The following is a 22,440-nucleotide window of genomic DNA, read 5'->3' as shown; positions in this document are numbered from 1 at the left end:
ATGACCTTACTGGTCATCTGTCATTATTTTCTTCTCTTCTTTAATTCTCTCTTTCTCTTTGATCTCTTTTTTAACCATCTCAATAAGGGTTGAGGTTACTTCACTGACACCTTCATTTGTTGCAGTAGACATTTTCATATCTACATAATCAAGTTCCCTGAATTGTGGCAGATCTGCCTTGTTTGCAACAACAAGTACCGGTAATTTAAATTCACTGCGGACCTCTTCAAGCATACGCTTCTGGTCTTCGATCTCGTATCCGCATGTTTCACTTGCATCAATGATAAAAAGAACCACAGCATCCAGGTTCCTTAGTGCAGTTATTGCCTGCAATTCAATTTCATTGCGATCTGACATTGGTCTGTCAAGAAGGCCGGGCGTGTCCAGTACCTGATACCTGTCATGGCCAACGAAGAAATGTCCGATAGAAACACCTTTGGTGGTAAATGGATATGGTGCTATCTCAGGCGTTGCTCCTGTGACCTTTGTGACATAACTTGATTTTCCTATGTTTGGGTATCCTGCAACCACAATGGTTGGCTCGTCATGTACTGAAGGAAGTTTTCGGAGTTTGTTCCTGGACTCATTCAGGAAAAGCAGGTCCTTATCGATTGAGCCTATAATGGATGAAAGACGCCCAAAACACTGTTTTCTAACAGGCAGGGGATCTCTGGTCTTTCTCATCTTTCCGACGTGATCCCTTGCAACCTCATGTATCTTTGCACTGGCCCAATCAAGCCTGCTAAGGGATTGTCTCATATCATCGACACCTACCATCACATCTGCAAGTTCATAATAGAATGGGGGCAGGTTCTCAAAAGTAGGGAATCTTCTAACTATATTCTTTAGGTTATCTGTAAGTATGTTAGCAGCTGTCAGTACCATAGACTCGTTCGCTTGAAGAGCGGTCTTTCTTCCTGTGATCTTTTTTCCGGACATTGCCCGGGTTGCTCTCCTGAATGACTTGTCCACCAATTCGTCAGATGTCGGGACAGTGTGGATTTTTTCAAATATCATATTCTCTTTACCTGCCGGGCTCAATCACCTGAAGATATAAATTTGTATTCCTTATAGGTGTATTCTCCTCTTATATCCTTAGGGGGTAATACTATATTTTATATATCTTCTTTGAGTATGTATAAACTAGATTTTAGTTTAGGGAACGGTGATTTGATGGAGCTAGCTCCTATCCAAAAAGATATTCTCATAGCATTAATCAATCTTCAGAGGGAAAAAGACCGCGCAGTCAAAGGCGAGGAGATTGCTGAACTTATAAATCGCAATCCAGGCACTGTTAGAAACCAGATGCAGTCTCTCAAGGTACTAGGTCTTGTAGAAGGTGTTCCCGGTCCGAAAGGCGGGTATAAAGCCACAGGTGAGGCCTATGAGGCACTTAGCATTACGGCAATGGACCATGAGGCCCAGGTGCCGATCTTCCGTAATGATGAGATAGTGAACGGTGCAACAGTAGCAGAAATAAGTTTTACGACGGTCCGACATCCAGATCTCTGTCATGGTATAATTAAAGTACTTGGTAATATCAAGGGATTTGAACAGGGCGACCTTTTTCAGATTGGTCCCACACCTGTTAACAAATTAATAGTTCGTGGTGAGGTAGTGGGAAGGGATGACACAAAGAATACCCTGGTATTTTCAATAAACGAGATGATCTCTCTACCAAAGAAACCCGTAAAGAATTATGCACGCATGGACATCATTACTATCAATGCAAACGCAACAATCCAGGAAACTGCAAGGATACTTGTCGAAAATGGTATACACGGTGCACCGGTGAAAGATAATGAAGAGATAATCGGTATAGTTACCTTCACTGACATCGGGGATGCGGTAGCAAGTGGCAAGATGACTGCAAAGGTCAAGGACATTATGACAAAGGAATTGATCACGGTAGATTCTGAAACATCCTTATATGATGCCGTAAAGGTTTTCGATAAACACAATATAGGCTTCTTGCTAGTTGCTTTTGAAGGAGTCCCAAAGGGCATTCTCTCCAAGAAAGATATTTTCCATGAACTGACTGTTTATTAATACTATTTTCTTCTTTTCTGAAGCTCGGTGGCTATTTCGTCAAGGGTAATTCCTTTTGCCACAAACATTACCATGAGATGGAAAAGCAGGTCAGATGACTCATAAATCATCTCTTCTTTATTATTTCCCTTTACTGCAAGTATTGTCTCAATTGATTCTTCTCCCACTTTTTCGAGTATTTTATCAATACCCTTTCTGTGACTTAGCAGGGAGCATACATAGGAATTCTCAACCGGGTTGCTCTTTCCTGTCTTTTATGATCCCATATAATTCATTAAAAATTGAGATATCAGTATCTTGCATGATTAATCCTTTTCAAATATATGGTAATCATATTACATCTTTATGGTGCAAAGCCACTATTAAAGTTGAAAATCTTAAAAAGAAGTCTTAGTGACGTTGGCTGTAATCCTACACAATATGACGGGACTGTGTTGGTTATCCAACGCCTAAAGTATCATATTAATTTTGTCATATAATTGTTTTGGTCGCAGATCGAGGAAAGATGGAGCAGAAGAGGCTCAAATCTTTCTTGGGTCTGTGATTTCTCCGGTGAGGGCTGAAGCTGCTGCTGTTGCAGGTGAGCTCAGGTATACAAAGGATTGTGGGCTTCCTTCTCTTCCTTTGAAGTTACGATTGGATGTTGCAAGTCCTACCTCGCCATCTCCCAGAAGTCCGAATGAACCTCCCATACATGGTCCGCAACATGGTGATTCCACCATTGCCCCTGCCTCCATGAACTGCTCAATGTAACCTGCTTTCAGCACCTTCATGTATTCAGTCCTTGATGCAGGTATTATGAGAAGCCTTACATCTTTTGCAACAGGCTCGTCTCCCATCATCTTGGCGACAACTTCGATGTCTTCGAACCTTCCGTTGGTACAGGAACCTACGAAAACCTGGTCGACCTTTGTACCTTCCACTTCAGTTACCGGTTTGACATTGTCTACATTGTGCGGACATGCGACCTGTGGTTCAAGGTTACTGACGTCGTACTCATGAAGTTCGTATTCTGAATCTTCGTCAGATGCCCAGTAAGGATCGAATTCATAATCCGGCATACGCTCTTTGAGGTACTTCTCGGTGACCTTATCCGCTTCGATGATACCTGCCTTTCCTCCCATCTCGATGGCCATGTTAGAAACAGTCATGCGCTCGGACATTGGCATTGACCTGATGGTTGAACCTGCATACTCTGCTGCCTTGTATCTTGCACCTTCCGCTCCCACATCTCCTATGAGATGGAGAATGACATCCTTTGAATAGACATTCTTTGGGAGCTTTCCTTCAACTTCAAACCTGATAGTTTCGGGAACTTTGAACCAAAGTTTCCCGGATGCAAACACTGCAGCCATATCTGTTGATCCGATGCCTGTTGAGAATGCACCGAGTGCTCCGTAGGCACATGTATGTGAATCGGAACCCACGATAAGATCGCCGGGCTTGACGTGTCCCTTTTCAGGCATTACCTGATGGCAGACACCTTCGTATACATCATAATTGATTATGCCTTGCTCCTTCGCAAACTTCCTGAGCATTGTGTGGTTGGCAGCAGCGTTAAGGGAATCTGCCGGTACCTGGTGGTCAAAAAGGATGACTATTTTGCTTGGATCCCATACTTTTTTCTCTTCCTTGTCCTTCATTATTTCATAAAAACCTTCGACTGCAAGGGGTCCTGTGATGTCATGGGTCATTGCCCTGTCTATATTGGCCAGTACGAATTCTCCGGCTTTTACCGTTTTTCCGGAAGCTCTTGAAAAAATCTTCTCGGAGATTGTCATAGGTTCATTGTTAGTGGACATGTTTATTCCTGCATAATGTTTATTCATTATAAATCAATCGATAAGCTTAAATTCAAATATTTTTGTTATATTACAGGTTCCCTCACTATTATGAACGGCGTAATTTAAGTAGCCTTGCTTCATGTTAGATTCTGCGATAATCTGTCCATTTTCACCTTTTGTGAATCCATTATAGTTCTCATATGTAAGGATAGTATCCTGCAGTTCACACAGGTATCTTTTAAGCACCTGGTCAGCAATTTCTTTACTTTTTAGCCATGTGCTTTTCCTTCCCAGTCCTTCACATTCTGAAGTTTTGAGTTTGAGTCCTTCCATGTAGAATGGGTACGTGCTGCACAGGAGTGGTCTTAGTTTATATATTCTGCATCGGTTGTCCGTTTTTTCATCCGGGATAAAGGTGCAATCCCTGTTTTTTTTTCTGTGGAGCATCCATCCGAATGTATGGATATTGCCATCTTCATCTATCATGCCGGATTCTTTTTGAAAGCTGTATTCTTCTTCTGCAGAGTCCATTTCTATGTTTAATGGTTCTGCTATGTTATTCCATTCAATGTTGCTGCCGTTTTGTATGCTGCGGATCTCAGCAGGGACAACAGCAACCCGGTTATCTCCATGTTCCCGGCGGCAGCATTTCCCACACATCAGGCAATCAAATCCTATATTGTGGATCTCATCTGCAAGTTCATCGGTATCTATCTGTTTTGCAGTTTGCAACTCTTCTTCCAGCTGCATGATGAGGATATCTCTGAATCTGATGTTCATTTTCCGGTATCTCAAAATTAAGGATTTCTTAATGCAAAAAAGTAAGATTAGAAGAGGTTATTCATCTGCCTCTTCTACACCGACAGCACCCAGGAAGCGCTTGACTACAGCCTCATTGACCAGTCTGAGAAGAGTTTGCCTGTCCTTTGCAGAACTGAAAAGTCCTAGTTCTATCTGCGCTGCAGCTGCGTTGGCATGTCCTCCTCCGGCATCTTCGCCGAAAGCGCGTTTCATGACATCTCCCAGATTTACACGGATGTCATTGCTTCTTCCCGAAAGGAATATTTTGTCCTCACTCACTCCGAACACCAGCGATGTTGAAATGCCTTCAAGGTTTAGCAGGTAGTCTGCAGCCTGTGGCAATGTATCCCTGTCACGGACACTTCCAACATTGGAGAGTAAGTAACTTCCGGTAACCTGTCTGTTATTGATTGCTTCGCCCAATACGTCCAGAGTTTCTATTGACATAGAAGGACGTTCAAGCTGGTCTAGTATGTCATGGTCTGAAAGTGGATACAGGTATGATGCAGCCGAGAGATCAGCCGAATCCGTATTCCTCTTAAAGTCCATGGTATCGGTCCTGATGCCGTACAACAGGGCTGTTGCAAGCTTGCTGTCGATATCCACATTTAGTTCCTGCAGGTATTTTGTAACGATAGTTGACGATGCGCCAACGTTCGGGCGTATGTCAATAAACTCTGCATCGATTTCAGCGTCCGGAATGGGATGGTGGTCAATGATTATATTTACGCGTGTTTCAAGTGGCAGGGAATTATTTGCACCGGGTACTGAGCAGTCAACCAGTGCTAAATTCTCATATCCTGTGAATCCTACATCTTCCGCCCTGTAAAGGTCGATGTCCAGCAGATTTACAAAAGCCTTGTTTTCCTGATGTCCGATTTCTCCCTGGTATATAATATCAGCAAGCACATTGAAGGACGCTGCAATCGTCTTTAGCGCAAGGGCACTGGAAATTGCATCCGGGTCCGGATTATCATGGACTACAATTGCAAGTTTCCTTCCTTTGTTTGCCTCAAACCACTGGGTCAGTTTATTTCCCCTTCGCATCGCTTCTGCACGTTCCAGTGACCTTGAAAGGGATTTGGCAACCATTCTGGGTGGCATGATAACAAGGTCAGCACCCATTGTCTCCATTTCCTGCATATTAATAACATCAGGAGCCCTTGCAACACAATAAACATCCCTTGAGACCTTTTTTCTTACGTTTTCAAGAGCTGCCTTGTTTGCCTGCGGGTCGGAACTCAGAATGAGTATACCTGCAAGATTCTTCGTATTGATCCTGTCAAGAAGTGTGGGGTCACTTACATCTCCTACAATGGCTTCGTAAGCTTCATCACGTAAAGTTTCCACCTTCTGTGAATCCTTGTCGACAATAATCAGGTCCTTTTCAAGTTCCCTGAGTTCTTTGGCCAACGCAAAACCGAAGCTCCCACTGCCAAGTATGAGGTATGTGGGTTTGATCTTTGTTTTGTCAGTTGCGCTAATCTCCTTTGCAACGTTGTTAATAAAAACGACCTCCATTTCGTATAAGAGTTATATTAGCATAAAATAATTTTGAATATAATTATAGAAATAATACATCAACTGATAAATAGAATGCAAACTAAGGAATAAATAGGTAACCATGTTCTCTATCAGCTCTTTGAAAATGCGCTCTGTTGATTCTAACTGTGCATATCTTGGTCTCAGTCCGCTCCAATTGATGGAAAATGCAGGTGCTGCAATTGCCCGGGAAATAAGTTCCAGAATAAGTTCTGGAGAAGTTCTTTTTGTTTCAGGAAGGGGCAACAACGGGGGCGATACATTCGTTGCTGCAAGACACCTTGCGCTAAATGATGCTTACGATGTAAGGGTGATACTTCTGGGCCATTCTTCCCGTATCAGAACAGAAGAATCAATGCATAATTTTTCCCTTCTTACATACAGTGGTATAAAAGAACTAAGGGAAATTACTGACTCAAAAGAGCTGGAACAGTATTGCGGATGGAACAATGCTGATATTATTGTTGACGGGATTTTGGGTTCCGGGATAAAAGGTGCTCCAAGAGAGCCGGAATCTACTGCTATAGATCTGATAAATTCTTCCGGTTCGTATGTCCTCTCTATAGATTCCCCTTCAGGGTATGACCTTGATGGTGGAGAGATTGCAAAAAGTGTTTTTGCCGATATGACAATTACCTTTCATAGAATGAAAACCGGTCTGGAACTCCCTGGATGTGGCAAGTACACAGGTGCAGTGAAAGTGGTTCCTATCGGTGTCTGCATGGATGCAGAGGATTATGTGGGTCCCGGTGACCTGATGAACCTTGCTCACAGGGGACAACATTCTCATAAAGGGAACTCAGGTCGTGTTCTTGTGGTAGGTGGTGGTGCCTACTACGGGGCCCCGGGCCTTGCAGCCATGGCAGCACTTCGTACAGGTGCCGATATTGTGACAGTGGCAGTACCTGAGAACGTTGCAGACACAGTTGCCTCCTTCTCTTCTAATTTAATAGTTGTACCACTTTCAGGTAAGCGGCTGAACCCTGAAAATCTGCCTGTACTGAAGGGTCTTATAACATCTCATGATGTTGCTGTCATAGGACCTGGTATTGGCCGGGATGCAGAAACCCTTGAAACAGTGGAGCAACTCTTGACTTTCTGTAAAAAGGCAGTAGTTGATGCGGATGCACTTTTCAATCTGAATTTGCCTGTGAAAAGTGAGGGTGAATTCATTTTGACCCCTCATTCTGCGGAATTTTCCCGCTTATCGGGGATGGCAGTTCCTCACGCTCTTGATGAAATGAAAAATCTTGTAAACCAGTTTGCCGGGCAAAAAGAAGTCACACTGATCCTGAAAGGTGGAATTGATATAATTTCAAACGGGCAGATCATGCGGCTTAACAGAACAGGGAACGCAGGTATGACTGTAGGGGGTACAGGTGATGTACTAACAGGCATCACTGGAGCTTTGTTTGCAATCAATGATGCCATGGATGCCGCATCATGTGCGGTATTCATAAGTGGTGGCGCAGGCGACCTCGCTTTTGAAGAAAAGGGATCTGGTTTGCTTGCGACAGATATAATTGAACGGATTACAGATGTTATGTAGAGGTGTTTTGATATGGGGCAGGACAACAGAATAATAAACGTGGATATCGAAAGAAAGTGGGTACGAATAGCTATAAATCACGGAAAGGATGAGGAAATCCTTAAACTCAGCCTTACTGAGGCAAGGGACCTGGAAGAAAAACTAAATAGCACCATTGAGGATTACTTCCAGAGGCAGAATCTAAGGATCGATTAAAACGGTGATCTGTTGAAAAAAGAATTCACACACATTCAGGACGACCGGGCGGTCATGGTGGACATCAGCAGCAAAGATGTCATTGTAAGGAAAGCGATAGCTTCCGGAGAGATAGTTCTCAATGATGCAACCATAGAAAGGATACGCACAGGGACTGTTGAGAAAGGGAATGTTCTTTCAACTGCAAGGATCGCTGCTATACTGGCCGTCAAGAAAACACCGGAAATGATACCAATGTGCCATCAGATACCAATTACAAGTGTTGATGTGGATTTCTCCATTGGTGAAGAACATGTTTCCGCAATTGTTGAAGTACGTTCTTTAGGAAGAACCGGTGTTGAAATGGAAGCACTTACAGGTGTCTCTGTAGCACTTCTTACAGTGTGGGACATGGTTAAGTCTGCCGAAAAGGACAACACAGGTAACTATCCCCATACCTGTATACGTAACATAAAAGTCGTTGAGAAAATAAAAGGCGACCAAAACTAATGTATTGTATGATACATTACCAATACAAAAATGAAGTTCTAAAGAGGTAAATTATTTGAAGATTATAGGAGGACCCGCGTCTCAGGCTCTTTCATCACGTGTTGCAAGGGAACTTAATCTGGAACCTACGATAAGTGATTTCACCAGGTTTCCGGACGGCGAACTTTATACCCGCATACTTGATGAGGATGTTGATGAAGTAACCATCATACAGAGCACGATGACAGATTCTGATTTTGTAGCACTGCTACAGCTCATAGATGCATGTGAGGATTCACCTGTCATCAATGTTGTCATCCCTTACATGGGGTATGCAAGACAGGATAAGAAATTCAAAACAGGCGAGCCTATCAGTGCAAGGGCTATTGCAAGAACAATAAATGCAGACAGGGTCTTTACCGTGAATGTACATGAGGCCAATGTATTGGACTATTTCAATGCTGATGCCTTTGATCTGGATGCATCCCGTTTGATCGGTTACCACATAAGGTCTCTTAATCTCAGCGATCCCCTGATAGTATCACCTGACAAGGGTGCAATAAGCCTTGCAGAAAATACTGCAGATGACGTGGGTTTTGAATTTGATTATCTGGAAAAGGTCCGTCATTCAGGTGACACCGTTTCTATCAAGGCCAAGCATGTTGACGTAATGGACAGGGATATCATCATCATTGATGATATGATCGCGACCGGAGGGACGATGGTTGAGTCAATAAAGCTTCTCAAAAGCCAGGGTGCAAAAGATGTGTATCTGGCATGTGTGCATCCGGTGCTGGCAAGAAATGCTGTGTTGCGCTTATTCAATGCGGGGGTAAAAGATATCATTGCAACAGATACAATAGAAAAAGCACAGAGTTGTGTCAGTGTTGCGCCTCTCATAGCCAATGCTTTAAGAAGTATATAATCATTATTATATTGAGGATTGATCATGACGTTACCCGATGTTTGCCCCAGGGACGGAGTTTCCCACTGTAAGAAGAAAGACTGCCACCTTTACGTAGTCGAATGGCGTACAGGGGACGAGCAATGCGTAATAGGGTATAGTTCAACTCATAAAGAGCTTTCAAAGTCCATGCCAATGGAAGACACCTATGCCCAAAGTACACGCACAAGGCTTGGCAAACAAACAGGGCGTGAAAGCAGATCCTGGCCGGAACCTGGTGTTGGTAAGGCAGCTGAAAGGAAGCATCTTGAAAGACCTGTATATGATAATGTTGAAACCATTGTTGCAAAGCCTGAAATGAAGCCGGTTTTTGTTGAGGGCCAGGAAGAAGTGGTTGTCAACAACAAAGATACTACGGTTATTGAATCAAGGCACAGTGATGAGAAAAAGGAAAAAGATAGCAGGAAAATCAAGTCTCTGGATGAGGTGATGGACCTGGATCTTCCTGAGAACTATGAGAAAGAATTTTGGGAATAGTTCTTCTTTATAATTATGGAAAATGGAACATTTTGCAGAGTCTACGATTTGCTTCTGGATGAACTGGGGCCACAATACTGGTGGCCTGCAGACACGGCATTTGAGGTTGTTATAGGGGCTTTGCTTACCCAACAGACAAAATGGACAAATGTAGAAAAAGCTATTATTGGCCTGAAAGGAAATAATCTTCTTGAAGTCCAGGCTCTTGCAGATGCCGATATTGAATTGCTGGAAGAGCTTGTGAAATGTTGCGGTTTTTACCGGCAGAAGGCTTCTCGTCTTAAGGAAATAGCAACTTTTTTTGCACAGCAGGGGATAGAGAATGTTTTTTCCATGCCTGTGGAGGAACTTCGCAAGATAATGTTGTCCCTTAAAGGTATTGGAAATGAAACTGCAGATAGTATTGTACTCTACGCTGCCAATAAACCCAAATTCGTCATAGATGCCTATACAACCCGCATGATGAAATGTATCGGTATCCAGGGCAATTATATGCAATTACAACGGATGTTTGAGGCAGAACTTCCTGAAGATATCGAAATATATAAGGAATACCATGCTCTCATAGTTGAGTACTCAAAAGTCTATTGTGGCAGAAACCGATGTGATGAATGTATTCTGAAGGAATTGAATGAGAATGGACATTGAAACCTATAAAATGATATATGACCGCCTGGAAAGTGTCAATGACATAGAATGCGTTGCTCAACAGTTTGCGCAGCCTCTTGGTACTATCCATTCCATACTTAATCAGAAGATCGTTACAAAGGTAAAGAGGATTTTCTCAAAGGTTAAGAACAAGGGCCACAGGCATTACAGGCAGTGGAAAAAAGGCAACAGTATATCAGATATCGCAAAGAAAAATGATATACCTGCAACTCTCATGGTTTCAATGCTCCTGAAAGAGATGGGAATTCCCAAGAAAGGTTTCCTAAGGAACCTGGATGATTATCCGGATGGCCGCCTCAAAAAGGAAGTTCTGGAAGCAATGGAATTCGATTACTTCTTTTCCCCGAAGGCACATGATCTGTATGCGGAAAAGGGAGAACTGGGGGAATCTGTTCTTGCTACATGGCTTACTGAAAAAGGATTGACTTACAGATCAGAAAATGACTTGAGAGCCGAGGGCTTCACAAAAACTCCTGACTTTCTGCTGGATGAAGAACTTGAGGTCGATGGTGTACAGGTTTCCTGGATAGAAAGTAAAGCTTTATTTGGTGATGAAAAAGAACACCAGTATTATGTAAAAAAACAATTCACCGATTATGAAGAAAATTATGGTACCGGTATGGTTGTATACTGGTACGGTTTCATTGATGACATCAGTTATAATGGTAATCTCATAAAGGATTACGAGTTCTTCGGTGAGGACTGGGATATGGTCGAAGAACTTCTGAACTTCAAGACTTATTGGTAGAATTTGCTACTCTTATTCATTCAGTTCTTTTTTTGACATGACATTTTTTGTATATACTTGATATACACCTTCCTCGTCATATACAACCACTTCTTTATTGATGGTGGCATGGTTTCCGTGAACAACTAAAAAAGGCCATAGCTCGTTTGTCTCAGGATCTCGTTGGTTTTTCATATTGAAGATATCCTCTGAAGTGCTTATCGACATCCTGTGTAAACTCTGGGTAATACGAGTCATATTTATCAGAATACTACCTGTTTATTAATATCTTTCGAGTTGCATTTGTATTAGGTCACCATCTGTCCGTAAGGGGACAATAACTTCTTACTCGAATCCTGATTGTATTTTCTTCTTAAGCAAAGATTATAATAGTAACAATCATCTAAGGTTACTGGCTTTCAAACAGCTAAACATTCAATATTCTTATTCATAGATCGGTGAAATAATGGCAGAGATTACACATTGGGCAGATGTCATAGCAGACGAGGTGTTAGCAAAGGGCAAAAAACATCTTGTTGCAACAGGCATCACTCCCTCAGGTCACATTCATATTGGTAACATGCGCGAGGTCGTAACCGCAGATGTAGCATACAGGGCTCTTATTGACAAAGGTGCAGAGGCTGAGTTCATCTACATTGCAGATACCTACGACCCACTTAGAAAAGTCTATCCTTTTCTGGATGAAAGTTATGCAGAACATGTTGGTAAACCTCTTTCGGAGGTTCCATGTCCATGCGGCGAACACAAGAATTATTCGGAACACTTCCTTGAACCTTTCCTGGAAGCTCTTGATCATCTGGGAATCCATCCGAAAGTCTACAGGGCAGATGAGCTCTACAAAGAGGGGGTCTATGTTGAAGCTATAAAACAGGCTCTTGCAAAGAAGGATGAGATCGCAGAAATCCTGCAGAAGAGATCTGGCAAGGTTCCGGTCGAGACCTGGAATCCTTTCAATCCGATTTGCCTTGAATGTGGTAAGGTCAACACGACAATTGTAACTGGTTTTGATCTGGATGCAGAGACTGTGGGTTATGATTGTTCATGCGGACACAGTGGAACAGTATCTATGAAGGGTGGCGGTAAACTCACATGGCGTGTGGACTGGCCAGCCAGGTGGAAGGCACTTGGGGTTTCAGTAGAGCCTTTCGGAAAAGATCATGCATCAAGGGGCGGTTCATATGATACGGGGCAGGATATAGTCAAAGATATATTCGGATATGAGGCTCCGCATCCAATAGTCTATGAATGGATCATGCTTGGTCAAAAAGGTGCCATGTCATCATCAACAGGTGTTGTTGTTTCCATTTCAGATATGCTTAAGGTAGTCCCTCCTGAGGTACTGCGTTACCTTATCATCCGCACAAAGCCTGAAAAGCATATAAGGTTCGACCCGGCATTACCGCTGCTCACACTTGTTGATGAGTTCGAACGCCTGCAATCAAGTGACAAGGCTACATCATACGATAAAAGGATGATAGAGCTCTCACACGCAGCAGGGCTTTGCCATACGGATATCCCCTTTAAGCACATGACTACGATATATCAGGTTGCAGCAGGCGATTTTGATAGAATAATGAACATTGTCAAAAGAGCAGGCTATGATACTTCAAATGAAAAGTGCATACGTGAACTTACTGATAATGTAGGAAACTGGCTTGAGATGTATGCTCCTGACAATGCAAAGTTCAGTGTACAAGAAGGAATATCTGTAAATGCTGCAAATCTCACTCCCTTCCAGAGAGCATTCCTGAACTCATTCTCAGACATGCTGGAAAAAAGTGGTGAATTGACAGGTGAGGACTATCATAATCTGGTATATTCCTCAAAGGAAGCTGGCTCCGAATTAAATACAATGATAGCGGCTGCAGTGGATGTAAGCCCGGAGTCATTGGAAGTAAATCCTAAGGAACTCTTCAAGGCAATATACATCTCTGTACTCGACCAGGCATCAGGTCCAAAGGCAGGCTGGTTCCTTTCCTCACTCGAGAAGGACTTCCTTATCAAACGCTTCAGGGATGCAGCAGCATACAGACCCTGATCATGGAAAACAGTTCTTTCCCGGGCAATAGTTCAAAGTCTCATTTCTTTGCCTGGGATGAAGAATACAAACATGTGACATGGGGGGGTCCCAGGTCGATATCAATGCTTGAGGGGTTGATAATCCCTTCATCCCGTGTGCTTGATCTTGGTTGTGGAAATGGCAGATTCCTTCTTCCTCTATCCCGTAAATATGAGTCAGTGGGTACTGATGTATCAGCAACTGCTGTTAGCAGGGCTCGCTCTTACATTTCCAAGAACAATAGCAATGATAATTCGCAGGCTGAATGCCTTGTATCAAGCATAACCTCCCTTCCTTTTTCTGATAATTCTTTTGATGCTGTCCTTTGTCTTGGTGTCGTCCAGCATCTGATGGAAGAGGAAAGACAGATGGCAATAAGTGAGATTAAGAGAATCATGAAAAGCGGAGCTATTCTTGTCATTGAAGTTTTCGGGACCGGGGATATGAGATACGGTGGCGAAGAGATCGAAAAAAACACCTTCTGCAGGAAAAGCGGTATTATATACCACTACTTTACGAAAGAGGAGCTTTCATCTCTGCTCTGCGGATTTGAAATTATAGAAATGAAAGATAATATCTCAGAGAAAATATTTGATGGCAAGCCACACAGGCGCCATCAGCTAAGGGCAATAGTCCGCCTTTAGAATGCAATTCCAAGATAGCTTAATGCAATTATCAGCAATGCACCTACGATGCCTGCAATTGCACAGACCAAAATGACTATCCAGTCGTAAGCAATTTCCAGTCCAAATACCAGATTTGCGACAACGAGCACTATAAGTCCCATGATAGTGTTAATTACCATGTTTTTTACAGTCTTTAATACCTTCCAGAGAAGAATTGCAGCTACGATAGCTACGATAAGAATCACTATTTCAGTTACCATGATCACCACTTTTATATTACGATGATAAGTATTTAATGATTACTAAAAAATTAAGGTTTGTTGGAAGCTTTAAGGAATAGGTCAATTTCTTCCTTCATGGCATTGATACTATCATATTCTTTGGTGATGATTCTTTTATCTCCAAGTATCATCGCAGAAACGTTTGAATCAGGCGTGTGCAAACACAGGACCGGAAGTTCCCTGTGTAGTGCGCTGGAAATTTCATAACCAACGCCAATAGAAGGAATGCTCACTTCAGCTATAACGCAGTGGCTTTTTTCAAGGAACTCCATGTCACGTATGTATATCTCCCGCTCTGTTAGCAGAGATTCGGTTTTTTCAAGTTCCGGGTCAGCTACATGCCAGCTAAGTACATCATGTCCATTCTCTTGAAGATAGCTACACATCTCAATATAAGTGGACAGCATATCCCTGCCTCCTCTGATTGATGCTGAAAGGAATACGTTCATAGTACCCCTCTGTGGTAATGTCCTCTTGTGGGATATTCACTAATATCACTGGATTCCCATGCTTGCCTTTTGTTTTTACTGAGGTGAGAATCGATTCCATCCCTGTAGGCACGTGTAGCTTTTTCCACATGTTCGTTCTTCATCGTTCTTGCATCTATTCTGAGTCTTGAAAGACCTGCATTGATAAGGTGTGGTACGTCTTCCAGCAGGCAGAGCTCCCTTGAATTATATACATGTGTTCTGCAATCTGAATCAGTTCGTACCAGGAATTCATAACCTTTCTCATCAACTAACTCGAATTTGCCACTCTTACAATGGGAACCGCAATCTTCCTTGTTGCCCAGTATGCCACCTATAAGACAATGTTCAGATTCCATTACCTGAATGCCGCCGTGTACGATGTATTCACAATTGCCGTATTTTGCTATCTTTGTTATCTGTCCGAGATTCATTTCCGCTGAAAGAACCACAGTGTCTGCGCCTTTCTCTGTCAGGAATTCAAGAGTATTCCGGTTGAATACATTCATGGGACTGTCAGTTATAATTTTCATATCGGATGCTGCTGATTCCAAAATCCTTCTGAAAACTCCCGCATTTGCGACTACAACTCCACTAAAGCCGAGCTTTTTTGCCAGTTCTATCCTGTCCGTAAGTTTTCCCATTTCCGCATCTTTTACGATCACAGGGGTATGAAGGTACAATGGTATTTCTTTTTCTGTAGCAAAAGCAATGGCTGAGCTCCACTCTTCATTTTCAAGCATCTTTCCATCGCTATCAAGATATACGATATCTGCTCCACCCTTGATTGCAGATTTGAGGGCTTTGGAATTGTTAACACTGACAGAAAGCAGTATTCTTTCTTCACTGCTCTCCGGTTCATGCTCTTCTTTTTCTTCCACTGCTGTTGGGGCACTATCAGTGGCAGGCTTGATGTGTGGCTGTCTTCTGTACTTGTCTATTCTCAATTTTTCAAGTTCTGATATTGCTTCAGTCCTTGCGTTGTTCAGTTCCTTTATGGGTATGAATGCGTCTTCAGGGATATCTATCTTGATATCAGCAGGCTCAAAAACTGTGTTTCCTGTCTTGGAAAGTTGTTTTTTCACATCTTCTGCAGTTGTTGGCCTCTTCTGGGATTTTTCAACCACATAATCTGAAATAACCTTTGAGCTGTTATTTTCATCATCAGAAACTGAGAGTTCCATTTTCTCTCCGATGTGTGCCTTCATACTAACGGATACAGGGATTTTGCGTATTGGTGAAGGTGAGCTAAATGAACTCTGTAGCTCTTTCATCAAGGAATCATCCAGTGTTTTGTAAACGATTGTTCCGGCCTTAAGTTTCTCTTCAAAATTAGTGGAGATGATGTCACCATTTCCTGCATTCTTTACCGGCTCGTTATCAACGAACATCCCTCTTATTATGGTTCCTGACTCACGGTAGCCTTCAAAACCAATTCCATCTCCGAGTTCAAGTTCTCCGGTGAGTTCTATTAGCAGGCTGCTGCGTTTCTGGTTGTATCCACTCACTTTTCCAATTATGATGCCCTGGTTATGTGGTCTTTGGCGGCTCATAAGGTCACCTGCCGGGTCACCTTCGAAATAAGCTGTTGTGAATTCCCTGTTGAAGAGCTGCTCAAGTTGTGTGGATTCTTCTTGAGTTACGAAGTAATTGTCGGGGTCCGCTGCAAACCTATCTATCAGGCGACGGTATATGCTTACAACCCCGGCAACGTATTCGGGGCGTTTCATACGACCTTCTATTTTGAAGGAATCAATTCCTGAATTTACGAGTTCAGGTAGTAACTCTGATGTGTTTAGATCTTTTGGACTTAAAAGATATTTTCCTTCTGTTTTTGTTTCCAGTCCGTTATTCAGTAATTTGTATTGTTTGCGGCATGGTTGGGCGCAGTAGCCACGGTTACCACTCCTGCCTCCTATCAAACTGCTCATGAGACACTGACCTGAGTAGCAGATACAGAGTGCTCCGTGAACGAAAGCCTCAATTTCTACTCCTGTTTCTGATTTGATAATTTTTATCTCTTCAAGTGAGAGTTCCCTTGCAAGGACTGCTCTTTTGACACCCATTTCCTTCAGTAAAAGGACTCCTTCGGTGTTGTGTGTGGTCATCTGGGTGCTTGCGTGCACCGGAAGTGTGAGGACCATTTCTCTGGCAAGTGCCAATAAGCCCATGTCCTGCACAATAATGGCATCTGTTCCCAGCTCATCAAGGGTGTACATGAGTCTAAGGGCCATTTTCATCTCACTGTCCTTGATGAGTGTGTTCATGGTAACGTAGACCTTAACTCCCCGAAGGTGGGCGAAGTCAAGCGCCTCTTTAAATTCCTCTATGGTGAAATTGCCTGCGTATGCCCTGGCGCTGAAATCCTTGATTCCAAGATATACTGCATCTGCACCGTTCTCTACGGCAGCTACGAGGGATTCCATATTTCCGGCAGGGGCTAAAAGTTCAGGAGTTCTAAGCATGATATTTGCTCAGATGAGGTTAGAGTATATAAAAGATAGCCAAAAAAGCGGGTTAAAAAATGAGTTAAAAAGTTAAAGCTGGAAAAGAAATTAATTCTTTTCCTTTTTCAGAATGTATGCTTTGAGTATGTAAAGGCCAATACCTATCACTGCCAGATTATAAAATGCTCTGACAAGGGGAACGTATTGTGATTTGAACCATGTGTAGATAACATCATTCACTATAAAATAGAACTGGAATGACGCAATGGCAATGATAATTCCCACCAGTAGCAGCATTCCTCCCCTGAAGTACTCCTCTTGTGTTCTTTCTTTCTTCTCTTTTTTCTTGTCAGCCGAAGTAAATGTCAATTTTTCCCCAGTTGTGTCCTTGATCTCCTTTTCTTCGTTCATTGCAATCTCCTCCTTGCTATGTATAGTGCTGAGATGAGGGCTATCGATGCCAATGTTCCTGTAAAGCCCGGACTTTCGGATTGCATATCTTCAGACTCGGGACTTTCTTCTGTCGGATAATCCCAGCCGTAGTCATCTTCGACTATAAAGTCAGTGGTGTCTATATTCTTATTTTGAACCAACTGGTCCCTGTCTATGGTCTTTTCAGGGTTCAGTTGTACATAGTCTTCACCGGTCTTGACAATGGTGTTGCCGTTCCATATACTGACCTCGACTACGTAATTGTAGTTGTCAGGAACAGTTAGATTTACAGATCTGATTATTGTCTCTTCAGGGTCTATCTCACCTATATTGATCCATTTTTTATCGGCGATGAGTCTGGCATCCATTTCCCTGGCTTTTACGAGTATCTTGTAGTCTCCGGTGGTTTCTGCCCCTTCGTTTTTCAGATAGATATCATTTTCAATGACGACACCCTTGGAGCTAACTCCCCTTACGATGAAATCAATTCCATCTATCTGGATTCCAGTTTCTTGCAGGTCCGTTGGCAGGTTCTCAATACCTGAAAGAATGACCTGTCTATTGTATGTGATCTTTTCGTCATGGATTATCGCTGCATTGATACGATAATTTCCATTTTTTGGAAGGTGGATCGTCTGGGTTATGATCTTTGTTTCATCTTTTTCCACTGATCCAATCTCTTTTTCCTGTTTTAGTTCAAGCAAGCCTGTTTGACTGTTGAATACTTTGATCATAATAGTAGAATTATTGCTGCTGTCTGATCCATAGTTCTCTATGTATGTTGTTACATTGAGCCAAGCATATGTGCTTTTGACACTATCTGCAGACATTTCAATATCAGTGATAATAAGCTTTGTTCCTTCATCAACCACATCAAAATCACGCAGGCATCCGCTGGATGCTGCGGAAAATAGAATGATGAGCAATATTAAAAAGGAACTTATTTTTAAACGCACATGTTTCATAGTATCCCTTCTTTTCAGAAGATGAGGTAACTATATAAACATTATTATGTGTTTTTTCGTTCCATTAATTTAATGTACAAAGTTTGGTGCAAAAGAGATTAGTCCGTACAGATACAGGGCTTTTTACCACAGGTGGGGCACTTATCGGGATATTTCTCGAGAAATGCTGCTTCAAGGTCTATGTCGTAAAGGTTTGCCAGGGCTCCCACCCAGGCAAAGCAGTCTGCAAGCTCTTCCCTGATGTTTTCTTTGTCGTCCCTGCGGATTGCTTCTGCAAGTTCGCCTACCTCTTCCACCAACCAGAGCATGGTTGCAGTGGGTCCTCGCCTTTTATCGTTATGTGCGTACAGGTCAGACATGAGTTGCTGGAACTCTGCGATCTCCACTTTATCACCTTCAAAGCCTGACTGGTATGCTTTTATCTTTGAGGTATTCTTTGGTGTCGTTGACGGTGTATTCTCCGAAGTGGAAAATACTTGCTGCCAGGGCAGCATCGGCTTTTCCATTTACAAATCCCTCATACATGTGCTCAGGATTGCCTACTCCACCGGATGCAATGATGGGTATTTCCAGTTCTTCGGAAAGCTTCTTTGTAATGGGTATGTCGAAACCGTCATAGGTGCCGTCCCTGTCCATACTGGTGAGCAGAATTTCCCCTGATCCCAGCTCTTCGACCTTTTTAGCCCATTGCACGGCATCGAGACCAGTGGGCTGGCGTCCGCCGTAGATGACAACCTCGTACCATGCAAGGGTGCCGTCTTCCAGCTCAAGGATGGTCTTGTCGGAATTGTCCTCAATATTGGTGTTTCTTTTGCAGTCGATGGCTGTGACAATGCACTGGGCGCCGAATATTTCAGAAGCTTCCTTGATTAGCTGCGGGTTTTTCACGGCTGCCGTGTTGATGGATACTTTGTCGGCACCGGCACGCAGTATCTGGCGGACGTCCTCAATGGAGTTTATGCCTCCTCCCACGGTGAGAGGAATGAATACCTCGTCAGCGGTTCTCTCGATGACATTGATCATAGTGGAGCGTCCTTCATGGGATGCTGTGATATCCAGGAAGACAAGTTCGTCTGCTCCCTGCTCGTTGTATTGCTTGGCAAGCTCTACAGGGTCACCTGCCTTTCTGAGGTCTACGAATTCTATTCCCTTGACTACAGTCCCGCCTTCCTCATCAAGCGTAACATCAAGACACGGTATGATCCTTTTTGTAAGCATGTATGATTTTATCCCTTTCACTGCATTTGATTATTCGTCCCTGCCAGCAAAGCTGACAGGTGGTATATTTAATAAGAAGACATCAATTCTTTATTTAATACTTGTTGTGTCCTCATATTGAATGGTAATGATTAAGATATTATTCAGAGCTTCATGCAAGTAGAATAGATATGAAAAGGTGCATGTATTTCTCTGTAAATAGTAATTTGTATGTAGTTTCCGCCAAAAAAACGTTTCTTATAGCATATTCTCGTGTCTTGTATGTGAGCTCATTGGACTTTTTAAGTTTTTTTAGAATTTAAGTTTTGATAAGTTCGAGATTTTGTTCAAATATTTTTGAATAAATCCTAATAAGTCTGAGTTCTTCGCATGTTTTTTTGAGTTTATGTTCAAGCTCAAGGATATCATGTTCAAGGATTTTGATATAATCTAATTGTTGCTCTATTCTGGCATCCTTTTTCCTTATGCCAATGTGTTGCTTCTGGATGGTTACCTGTTTTCCTATTTCTTCCTCGTTTTTTTGTTTTAGTTCTGCAAGCTCATTATCTCGGGATTCGATTTCCTTCTCCCTGAAGGATAAGGTCTCATTAAGGTGCTTGACATATTCGCGTCTGCGCTCAATTTTTTCATTTTCAATCTCGTTGTCGATTTCATGGGATGCTATCTCATCTTTTTGCGCTGCAATCTTCTCGACCTTTCTATCAAGCCTGGTCTTGGTTTTTGTAAGTCTCTTTTGTCTTTTACTAACAGTTAATTCTTCTTCGTATTGGGAGCGAATTATCCTGTAATTTTCTGCTTTTCTTTTTTGAAGGGAATCATTATCCACTTCATATTTTTTCATCTGATATTCAAGTTCTCTTTCATTTTTTGAGAATTCCTCTCTTTTTCTCTCGTATTCCTTCTTTGCAAACTTCAGTTCATCGGTTTTGATAATAAGTTTTTCATATTCAAGGGAAATCAGTTTTTTTGCTTCACGGATTTTATGATATTCTTCGATAAGCAGTGATTCATCGGCTTTTATTTGCTCTTTTTTCAAAGCAATCTCAGCACGCTTTTTATCAACTTCATCAAGCTGACTGAAATATGTGGTTTTAATGTCTTCCAGATTCTGTAATTGATTCTGGTAAAATAGTTCTTCACTCATATTACGACTTGATCCTGATTTTTTATTATCCTGAAGTTTTAATATGTGTTTTGGTTTTGAATCTATGATACATGTCCGGTTCATAACAAATTGGTTTCAGAGATACCTATGTCGATAATAAAATACATTTATGTATCTATATAAAAGAATCATGTTCATACTTTTGAAAAATGAATACAAATCAGTCATTTTGATTAATTATTATGTACATTTAAAAAATAAATGTTTTTCAGAATAGGACTAAATATGGTTCAGTAAAACATCATAAAACTCACAAACATTTTAAATCGAGGCGCGTTCATGAATTCGCTAATAGTGTGGGGAGTGGGATTTAATAGCTATCTAAAAACGGGTTGTGCAAATCATAGCGCCTCAATAATCACCTTCTATATAGGTGTTGTCATATTATTTTGGGGCATATGTACCGCTAAAAAAATAACTATTTTTCTATTATTATCTAAAGCGCAAGCTATGTGGTAAGTGATTTAAAATGCACGTGCTCCTCTCTAATCAATTATGGTTGGTATGCGAGTTTCAGCCAAAGCCACACATTTTATGCATGTCACCGTGCCTTATTTGTCAGATTATTTAGCAAGTATTTATGTTTTGTTAAATTATTCTGTCACTTAGGTTAAGGGTGAAAGGAATGTGTGTTTGGTTTGAAATTAGGGGCTTGAGGTTTTTTTAAGTCAAAAATCAACTCGTGATGATTTTTAATCTAAAGTAAAATAATGGGATAAATTACATTTTTTGCAATCATTGCATTTTTAATCCAAAAAAGGCTTTTCTCCCTATTTCAAACCAACAACACCGCAATAACTCCAGCCAAAAACACACCGTCAAAAGTTCCTGCGCCGCCGATACTCACAACTGGAGCTCCCAGTTTGGTAATTGCGCGCATGTTCAGCAGGTCGGCGCCTATCAGGGTGCCCAGAGTGCCGCTGGTGTAGGCTATAGCGAAGATGAGTTCGTGCTGGACATTGGTTGTGTAGACGATGATGATGGAGCTCAGAGCTGCGGCTATTGGTGGGAGTAGTGCAGGGGAAACGATGCCCACGCCTCTGACCGGTCTGGCAACAGCTTTTGTGATCAGGGCAACGAACAGGGTGGCGTAGAGGGCGTAGATAACGGCATTGGGGAATAGGGTTAGCAGGTAGAAGGAGACAATGGTTGGGATGAGTGCTCCGCCTACGTTAATGGCTACGGTTGTCCTTGTGGTATGTGTCTTCCTGAATGGGACACGGTATGAGACTCCGAAGACCTTTATGTATCTCTGCTCCTCAATTGGGGTCTTAGACTCGATAGTTTTCAGGGGTATATTGATATTGCTTCCGATAAGTGAGGCAAGAAGCAGGATAAGTGCATCTTCCCATGAGAAACCTATCTTTGCAAAGGCACTGCTCACAAAACCGAAGAAAAGCACGGAAATACTGAAAGCAAGGATTAAAGTGAGTATCAGCGTAAAAATAAACGTAAAAGGATTATAAAATATCCGGTGCCTCATAGCATATTGTCCTTGTTAACAATATATAGAGGATTTCGATATTCCCTCATT

24 protein-coding genes and 1 pseudogene are annotated in these 22,440 nt (G+C 42.1%); 10 read left to right on the top strand and 15 right to left on the bottom strand.

Translation table 11 applies throughout. The features are described from left to right. Nucleotides 1-6: 6 nt before the first annotated feature. Complete coding sequence (locus V7O67_RS01160) at nt 7-1,017, bottom strand: NOG1 family protein (protein ID WP_406671403.1); 1,011 nt, start codon at nt 1,015-1,017, stop codon at nt 7-9. A 156-nt stretch (nt 1,018-1,173) separates the two neighbouring features. Here V7O67_RS01160 and V7O67_RS01155 point away from each other — a divergent pair, with 156 nt between their 5' ends. Beyond that, nucleotides 1,174-2,049, top strand: a complete 876-nt coding sequence (locus V7O67_RS01155; RefSeq protein ID WP_406670586.1) for a CBS domain-containing protein — start codon at nt 1,174-1,176, stop codon at nt 2,047-2,049. A gap of 2 nt (nt 2,050-2,051) precedes the next feature. Here V7O67_RS01155 and hisE read toward each other — a convergent pair. The 4 genes and pseudogenes from hisE to V7O67_RS01135 all read right to left on the bottom strand — a co-directional run bounded on the left by hisE (nt 2,052) and on the right by V7O67_RS01135 (nt 6,155). Further along, nucleotides 2,052-2,352: pseudogene (gene hisE / locus V7O67_RS01150) on the bottom strand (phosphoribosyl-ATP diphosphatase). Between the two features lie 218 nt (nt 2,353-2,570). Further along, nucleotides 2,571-3,851, bottom strand: a complete 1,281-nt coding sequence (locus V7O67_RS01145) for a 3-isopropylmalate dehydratase large subunit (RefSeq protein ID WP_406671402.1) — start codon at nt 3,849-3,851, stop codon at nt 2,571-2,573. Nucleotides 3,852-3,884: 33 nt separating this feature from the next. After that, nucleotides 3,885-4,613, bottom strand: a complete 729-nt coding sequence (locus V7O67_RS01140; protein ID WP_342303848.1) for a YkgJ family cysteine cluster protein — start codon at nt 4,611-4,613, stop codon at nt 3,885-3,887. Between the two features lie 57 nt (nt 4,614-4,670). Continuing rightward, entirely contained in the window at nt 4,671-6,155 is a 1,485-nt protein-coding gene (locus V7O67_RS01135; RefSeq protein WP_406670585.1) for a DHH family phosphoesterase, read from the bottom strand. Nucleotides 6,156-6,258: 103 nt separating this feature from the next. On the opposite strand from V7O67_RS01135, the gene V7O67_RS01130 reads away from it, so the two are divergent. The 7 genes from V7O67_RS01130 to V7O67_RS01100 are packed head-to-tail and all read left to right on the top strand — an operon-like array spanning nt 6,259 to nt 11,246. Further along, entirely contained in the window at nt 6,259-7,725 is a 1,467-nt protein-coding gene (locus V7O67_RS01130; RefSeq protein WP_342303850.1) for an NAD(P)H-hydrate dehydratase, read from the top strand. A gap of 12 nt (nt 7,726-7,737) precedes the next feature. Next, complete coding sequence (locus V7O67_RS01125; RefSeq protein ID WP_406670584.1) at nt 7,738-7,920, top strand: hypothetical protein; 183 nt, start codon at nt 7,738-7,740, stop codon at nt 7,918-7,920. A 12-nt stretch (nt 7,921-7,932) separates the two neighbouring features. Continuing rightward, nucleotides 7,933-8,409, top strand: a complete 477-nt coding sequence (gene moaC, locus V7O67_RS01120) for a cyclic pyranopterin monophosphate synthase MoaC (protein WP_406670582.1) — start codon at nt 7,933-7,935, stop codon at nt 8,407-8,409. Between the two features lie 55 nt (nt 8,410-8,464). After that, a complete protein-coding gene (locus tag V7O67_RS01115; protein ID WP_406670580.1) occupies nt 8,465-9,313 on the top strand; it encodes a ribose-phosphate diphosphokinase in 849 nt (282 codons plus the stop codon). 24 nt (nt 9,314-9,337) lie between these two features. After that, on the top strand, nt 9,338-9,829 hold the full coding sequence (locus V7O67_RS01110; RefSeq protein ID WP_342303854.1) for a hypothetical protein: 492 nt from the start codon (nt 9,338-9,340) through the stop codon (nt 9,827-9,829). A 15-nt stretch (nt 9,830-9,844) separates the two neighbouring features. Then, on the top strand, nt 9,845-10,477 hold the full coding sequence (locus V7O67_RS01105) for an endonuclease III domain-containing protein (RefSeq protein WP_406670578.1): 633 nt from the start codon (nt 9,845-9,847) through the stop codon (nt 10,475-10,477). Next, nucleotides 10,461-11,246 carry a C15orf41 family protein gene (locus V7O67_RS01100; protein ID WP_406670576.1) on the top strand — a complete coding sequence of 262 codons (786 nt, stop codon included), beginning with the start codon at nt 10,461-10,463 and terminating at the stop codon, nt 11,244-11,246. The genes V7O67_RS01105 and V7O67_RS01100 overlap by 17 nt, the downstream gene beginning before the upstream one ends. 12 nt (nt 11,247-11,258) lie before the next feature. Here the strand turns inward: V7O67_RS01100 and V7O67_RS01095 are convergent, their stop codons facing one another. Then, nucleotides 11,259-11,483, bottom strand: a complete 225-nt coding sequence (locus V7O67_RS01095) for a hypothetical protein (RefSeq protein WP_406670574.1) — start codon at nt 11,481-11,483, stop codon at nt 11,259-11,261. 208 nt (nt 11,484-11,691) lie between these two features. On the opposite strand from V7O67_RS01095, the gene lysS reads away from it, so the two are divergent. Both lysS and V7O67_RS01085 read left to right on the top strand, forming a co-directional pair. Continuing rightward, on the top strand, nt 11,692-13,284 hold the full coding sequence (lysS, locus tag V7O67_RS01090; RefSeq protein ID WP_342303858.1) for a lysine--tRNA ligase: 1,593 nt from the start codon (nt 11,692-11,694) through the stop codon (nt 13,282-13,284). A gap of 2 nt (nt 13,285-13,286) precedes the next feature. Beyond that, a complete protein-coding gene (locus tag V7O67_RS01085; RefSeq protein WP_342303859.1) occupies nt 13,287-13,949 on the top strand; it encodes a methyltransferase domain-containing protein in 663 nt (220 codons plus the stop codon). Here V7O67_RS01085 and V7O67_RS01080 read toward each other — a convergent pair. The 9 genes from V7O67_RS01080 to V7O67_RS01040 all read right to left on the bottom strand — a co-directional run bounded on the left by V7O67_RS01080 (nt 13,946) and on the right by V7O67_RS01040 (nt 22,389). Further along, nucleotides 13,946-14,191: a pro-sigmaK processing inhibitor BofA family protein gene (locus V7O67_RS01080; RefSeq protein ID WP_342303860.1), complete on the bottom strand. Its 246-nt coding sequence runs from the start codon at nt 14,189-14,191 to the stop codon at nt 13,946-13,948. The two genes, V7O67_RS01085 and V7O67_RS01080, sit on opposite strands and share 4 nt — an antisense overlap. A 50-nt stretch (nt 14,192-14,241) precedes the next feature. Next, nucleotides 14,242-14,661: a nucleoside 2-deoxyribosyltransferase gene (locus V7O67_RS01075; protein ID WP_342303862.1), complete on the bottom strand. Its 420-nt coding sequence runs from the start codon at nt 14,659-14,661 to the stop codon at nt 14,242-14,244. Beyond that, nucleotides 14,658-17,144: a DUF3656 domain-containing protein gene (locus V7O67_RS01070; RefSeq protein ID WP_342303863.1), complete on the bottom strand. Its 2,487-nt coding sequence runs from the start codon at nt 17,142-17,144 to the stop codon at nt 14,658-14,660. The genes V7O67_RS01075 and V7O67_RS01070 overlap by 4 nt, the downstream gene beginning before the upstream one ends. A gap of 90 nt (nt 17,145-17,234) precedes the next feature. Then, on the bottom strand, nt 17,235-17,537 hold the full coding sequence (locus tag V7O67_RS01065) for a hypothetical protein (RefSeq protein ID WP_342303864.1): 303 nt from the start codon (nt 17,535-17,537) through the stop codon (nt 17,235-17,237). Beyond that, the gene (locus tag V7O67_RS01060) at nt 17,534-18,523 is read right to left on the bottom strand and encodes a PGF-CTERM sorting domain-containing protein (protein WP_342303865.1); all 990 of its coding nucleotides are present in this window, start codon (nt 18,521-18,523) and stop codon (nt 17,534-17,536) included. Before V7O67_RS01060 ends, V7O67_RS01065 begins: the two co-directional genes overlap by 4 nt. Before the next feature lie 98 nt (nt 18,524-18,621). Further along, on the bottom strand, nt 18,622-18,909 hold the full coding sequence (locus V7O67_RS01055; RefSeq protein WP_406670571.1) for a MazG nucleotide pyrophosphohydrolase domain-containing protein: 288 nt from the start codon (nt 18,907-18,909) through the stop codon (nt 18,622-18,624). Between the two features lie 10 nt (nt 18,910-18,919). Next, nucleotides 18,920-19,741 (bottom strand): imidazole glycerol phosphate synthase subunit HisF, encoded by an 822-nt coding sequence (hisF, locus tag V7O67_RS01050; protein ID WP_406655852.1) that lies wholly within the window; start codon nt 19,739-19,741, stop codon nt 18,920-18,922. Nucleotides 19,742-20,039: 298 nt separating this feature from the next. Next, a complete protein-coding gene (locus V7O67_RS01045; protein ID WP_342303868.1) occupies nt 20,040-20,885 on the bottom strand; it encodes a hypothetical protein in 846 nt (281 codons plus the stop codon). 796 nt (nt 20,886-21,681) lie between these two features. Further along, on the bottom strand, nt 21,682-22,389 hold the full coding sequence (locus tag V7O67_RS01040; RefSeq protein WP_342303869.1) for a DUF1614 domain-containing protein: 708 nt from the start codon (nt 22,387-22,389) through the stop codon (nt 21,682-21,684). Nucleotides 22,390-22,440: the final 51 nt, after the last annotated feature.

Origin of the sequence: Methanolobus sp. ZRKC4, assembly GCF_045291305.1 — an archaeon.
Lineage (GTDB): Archaea > Halobacteriota > Methanosarcinia > Methanosarcinales > Methanosarcinaceae > Methanolobus.
This window is presented reverse-complemented; position numbering and strand designations above follow the sequence as displayed.

Excerpts from the sequence above, each read along its gene's own strand:
- V7O67_RS01160 (WP_406671403.1), bottom strand. The coding sequence starts at position 1,017 with ATGATATTTGAAAAAATCCACACTGTCCCGACATCTGACGAATTGGTG.
- V7O67_RS01155 (WP_406670586.1), top strand. The coding sequence starts at position 1,174 with ATGGAGCTAGCTCCTATCCAAAAAGATATTCTCATAGCATTAATCAAT.
- V7O67_RS01145 (WP_406671402.1), bottom strand. The coding sequence starts at position 3,851 with ATGTCCACTAACAATGAACCTATGACAATCTCCGAGAAGATTTTTTCA.
- V7O67_RS01140 (WP_342303848.1), bottom strand. The coding sequence starts at position 4,613 with ATGAACATCAGATTCAGAGATATCCTCATCATGCAGCTGGAAGAAGAG.
- V7O67_RS01135 (WP_406670585.1), bottom strand. The coding sequence starts at position 6,155 with ATGGAGGTCGTTTTTATTAACAACGTTGCAAAGGAGATTAGCGCAACT.
- V7O67_RS01130 (WP_342303850.1), top strand. The coding sequence starts at position 6,259 with ATGTTCTCTATCAGCTCTTTGAAAATGCGCTCTGTTGATTCTAACTGT.
- V7O67_RS01125 (WP_406670584.1), top strand. The coding sequence starts at position 7,738 with ATGGGGCAGGACAACAGAATAATAAACGTGGATATCGAAAGAAAGTGG.
- V7O67_RS01110 (WP_342303854.1), top strand. The coding sequence starts at position 9,338 with ATGACGTTACCCGATGTTTGCCCCAGGGACGGAGTTTCCCACTGTAAG.
- V7O67_RS01105 (WP_406670578.1), top strand. The coding sequence starts at position 9,845 with ATGGAAAATGGAACATTTTGCAGAGTCTACGATTTGCTTCTGGATGAA.
- V7O67_RS01100 (WP_406670576.1), top strand. The coding sequence starts at position 10,461 with ATGAGAATGGACATTGAAACCTATAAAATGATATATGACCGCCTGGAA.
- V7O67_RS01095 (WP_406670574.1), bottom strand. The coding sequence starts at position 11,483 with ATGACTCGTATTACCCAGAGTTTACACAGGATGTCGATAAGCACTTCA.
- lysS (WP_342303858.1), top strand. The coding sequence starts at position 11,692 with ATGGCAGAGATTACACATTGGGCAGATGTCATAGCAGACGAGGTGTTA.
- V7O67_RS01085 (WP_342303859.1), top strand. The coding sequence starts at position 13,287 with ATGGAAAACAGTTCTTTCCCGGGCAATAGTTCAAAGTCTCATTTCTTT.
- V7O67_RS01080 (WP_342303860.1), bottom strand. The coding sequence starts at position 14,191 with ATGGTAACTGAAATAGTGATTCTTATCGTAGCTATCGTAGCTGCAATT.
- V7O67_RS01075 (WP_342303862.1), bottom strand. The coding sequence starts at position 14,661 with ATGAACGTATTCCTTTCAGCATCAATCAGAGGAGGCAGGGATATGCTG.
- V7O67_RS01070 (WP_342303863.1), bottom strand. The coding sequence starts at position 17,144 with ATGCTTAGAACTCCTGAACTTTTAGCCCCTGCCGGAAATATGGAATCC.
- V7O67_RS01065 (WP_342303864.1), bottom strand. The coding sequence starts at position 17,537 with ATGAACGAAGAAAAGGAGATCAAGGACACAACTGGGGAAAAATTGACA.
- V7O67_RS01060 (WP_342303865.1), bottom strand. The coding sequence starts at position 18,523 with ATGAAACATGTGCGTTTAAAAATAAGTTCCTTTTTAATATTGCTCATC.
- hisF (WP_406655852.1), bottom strand. The coding sequence starts at position 19,741 with ATGCTTACAAAAAGGATCATACCGTGTCTTGATGTTACGCTTGATGAG.
- V7O67_RS01045 (WP_342303868.1), bottom strand. The coding sequence starts at position 20,885 with ATGAGTGAAGAACTATTTTACCAGAATCAATTACAGAATCTGGAAGAC.
- V7O67_RS01040 (WP_342303869.1), bottom strand. The coding sequence starts at position 22,389 with ATGAGGCACCGGATATTTTATAATCCTTTTACGTTTATTTTTACGCTG.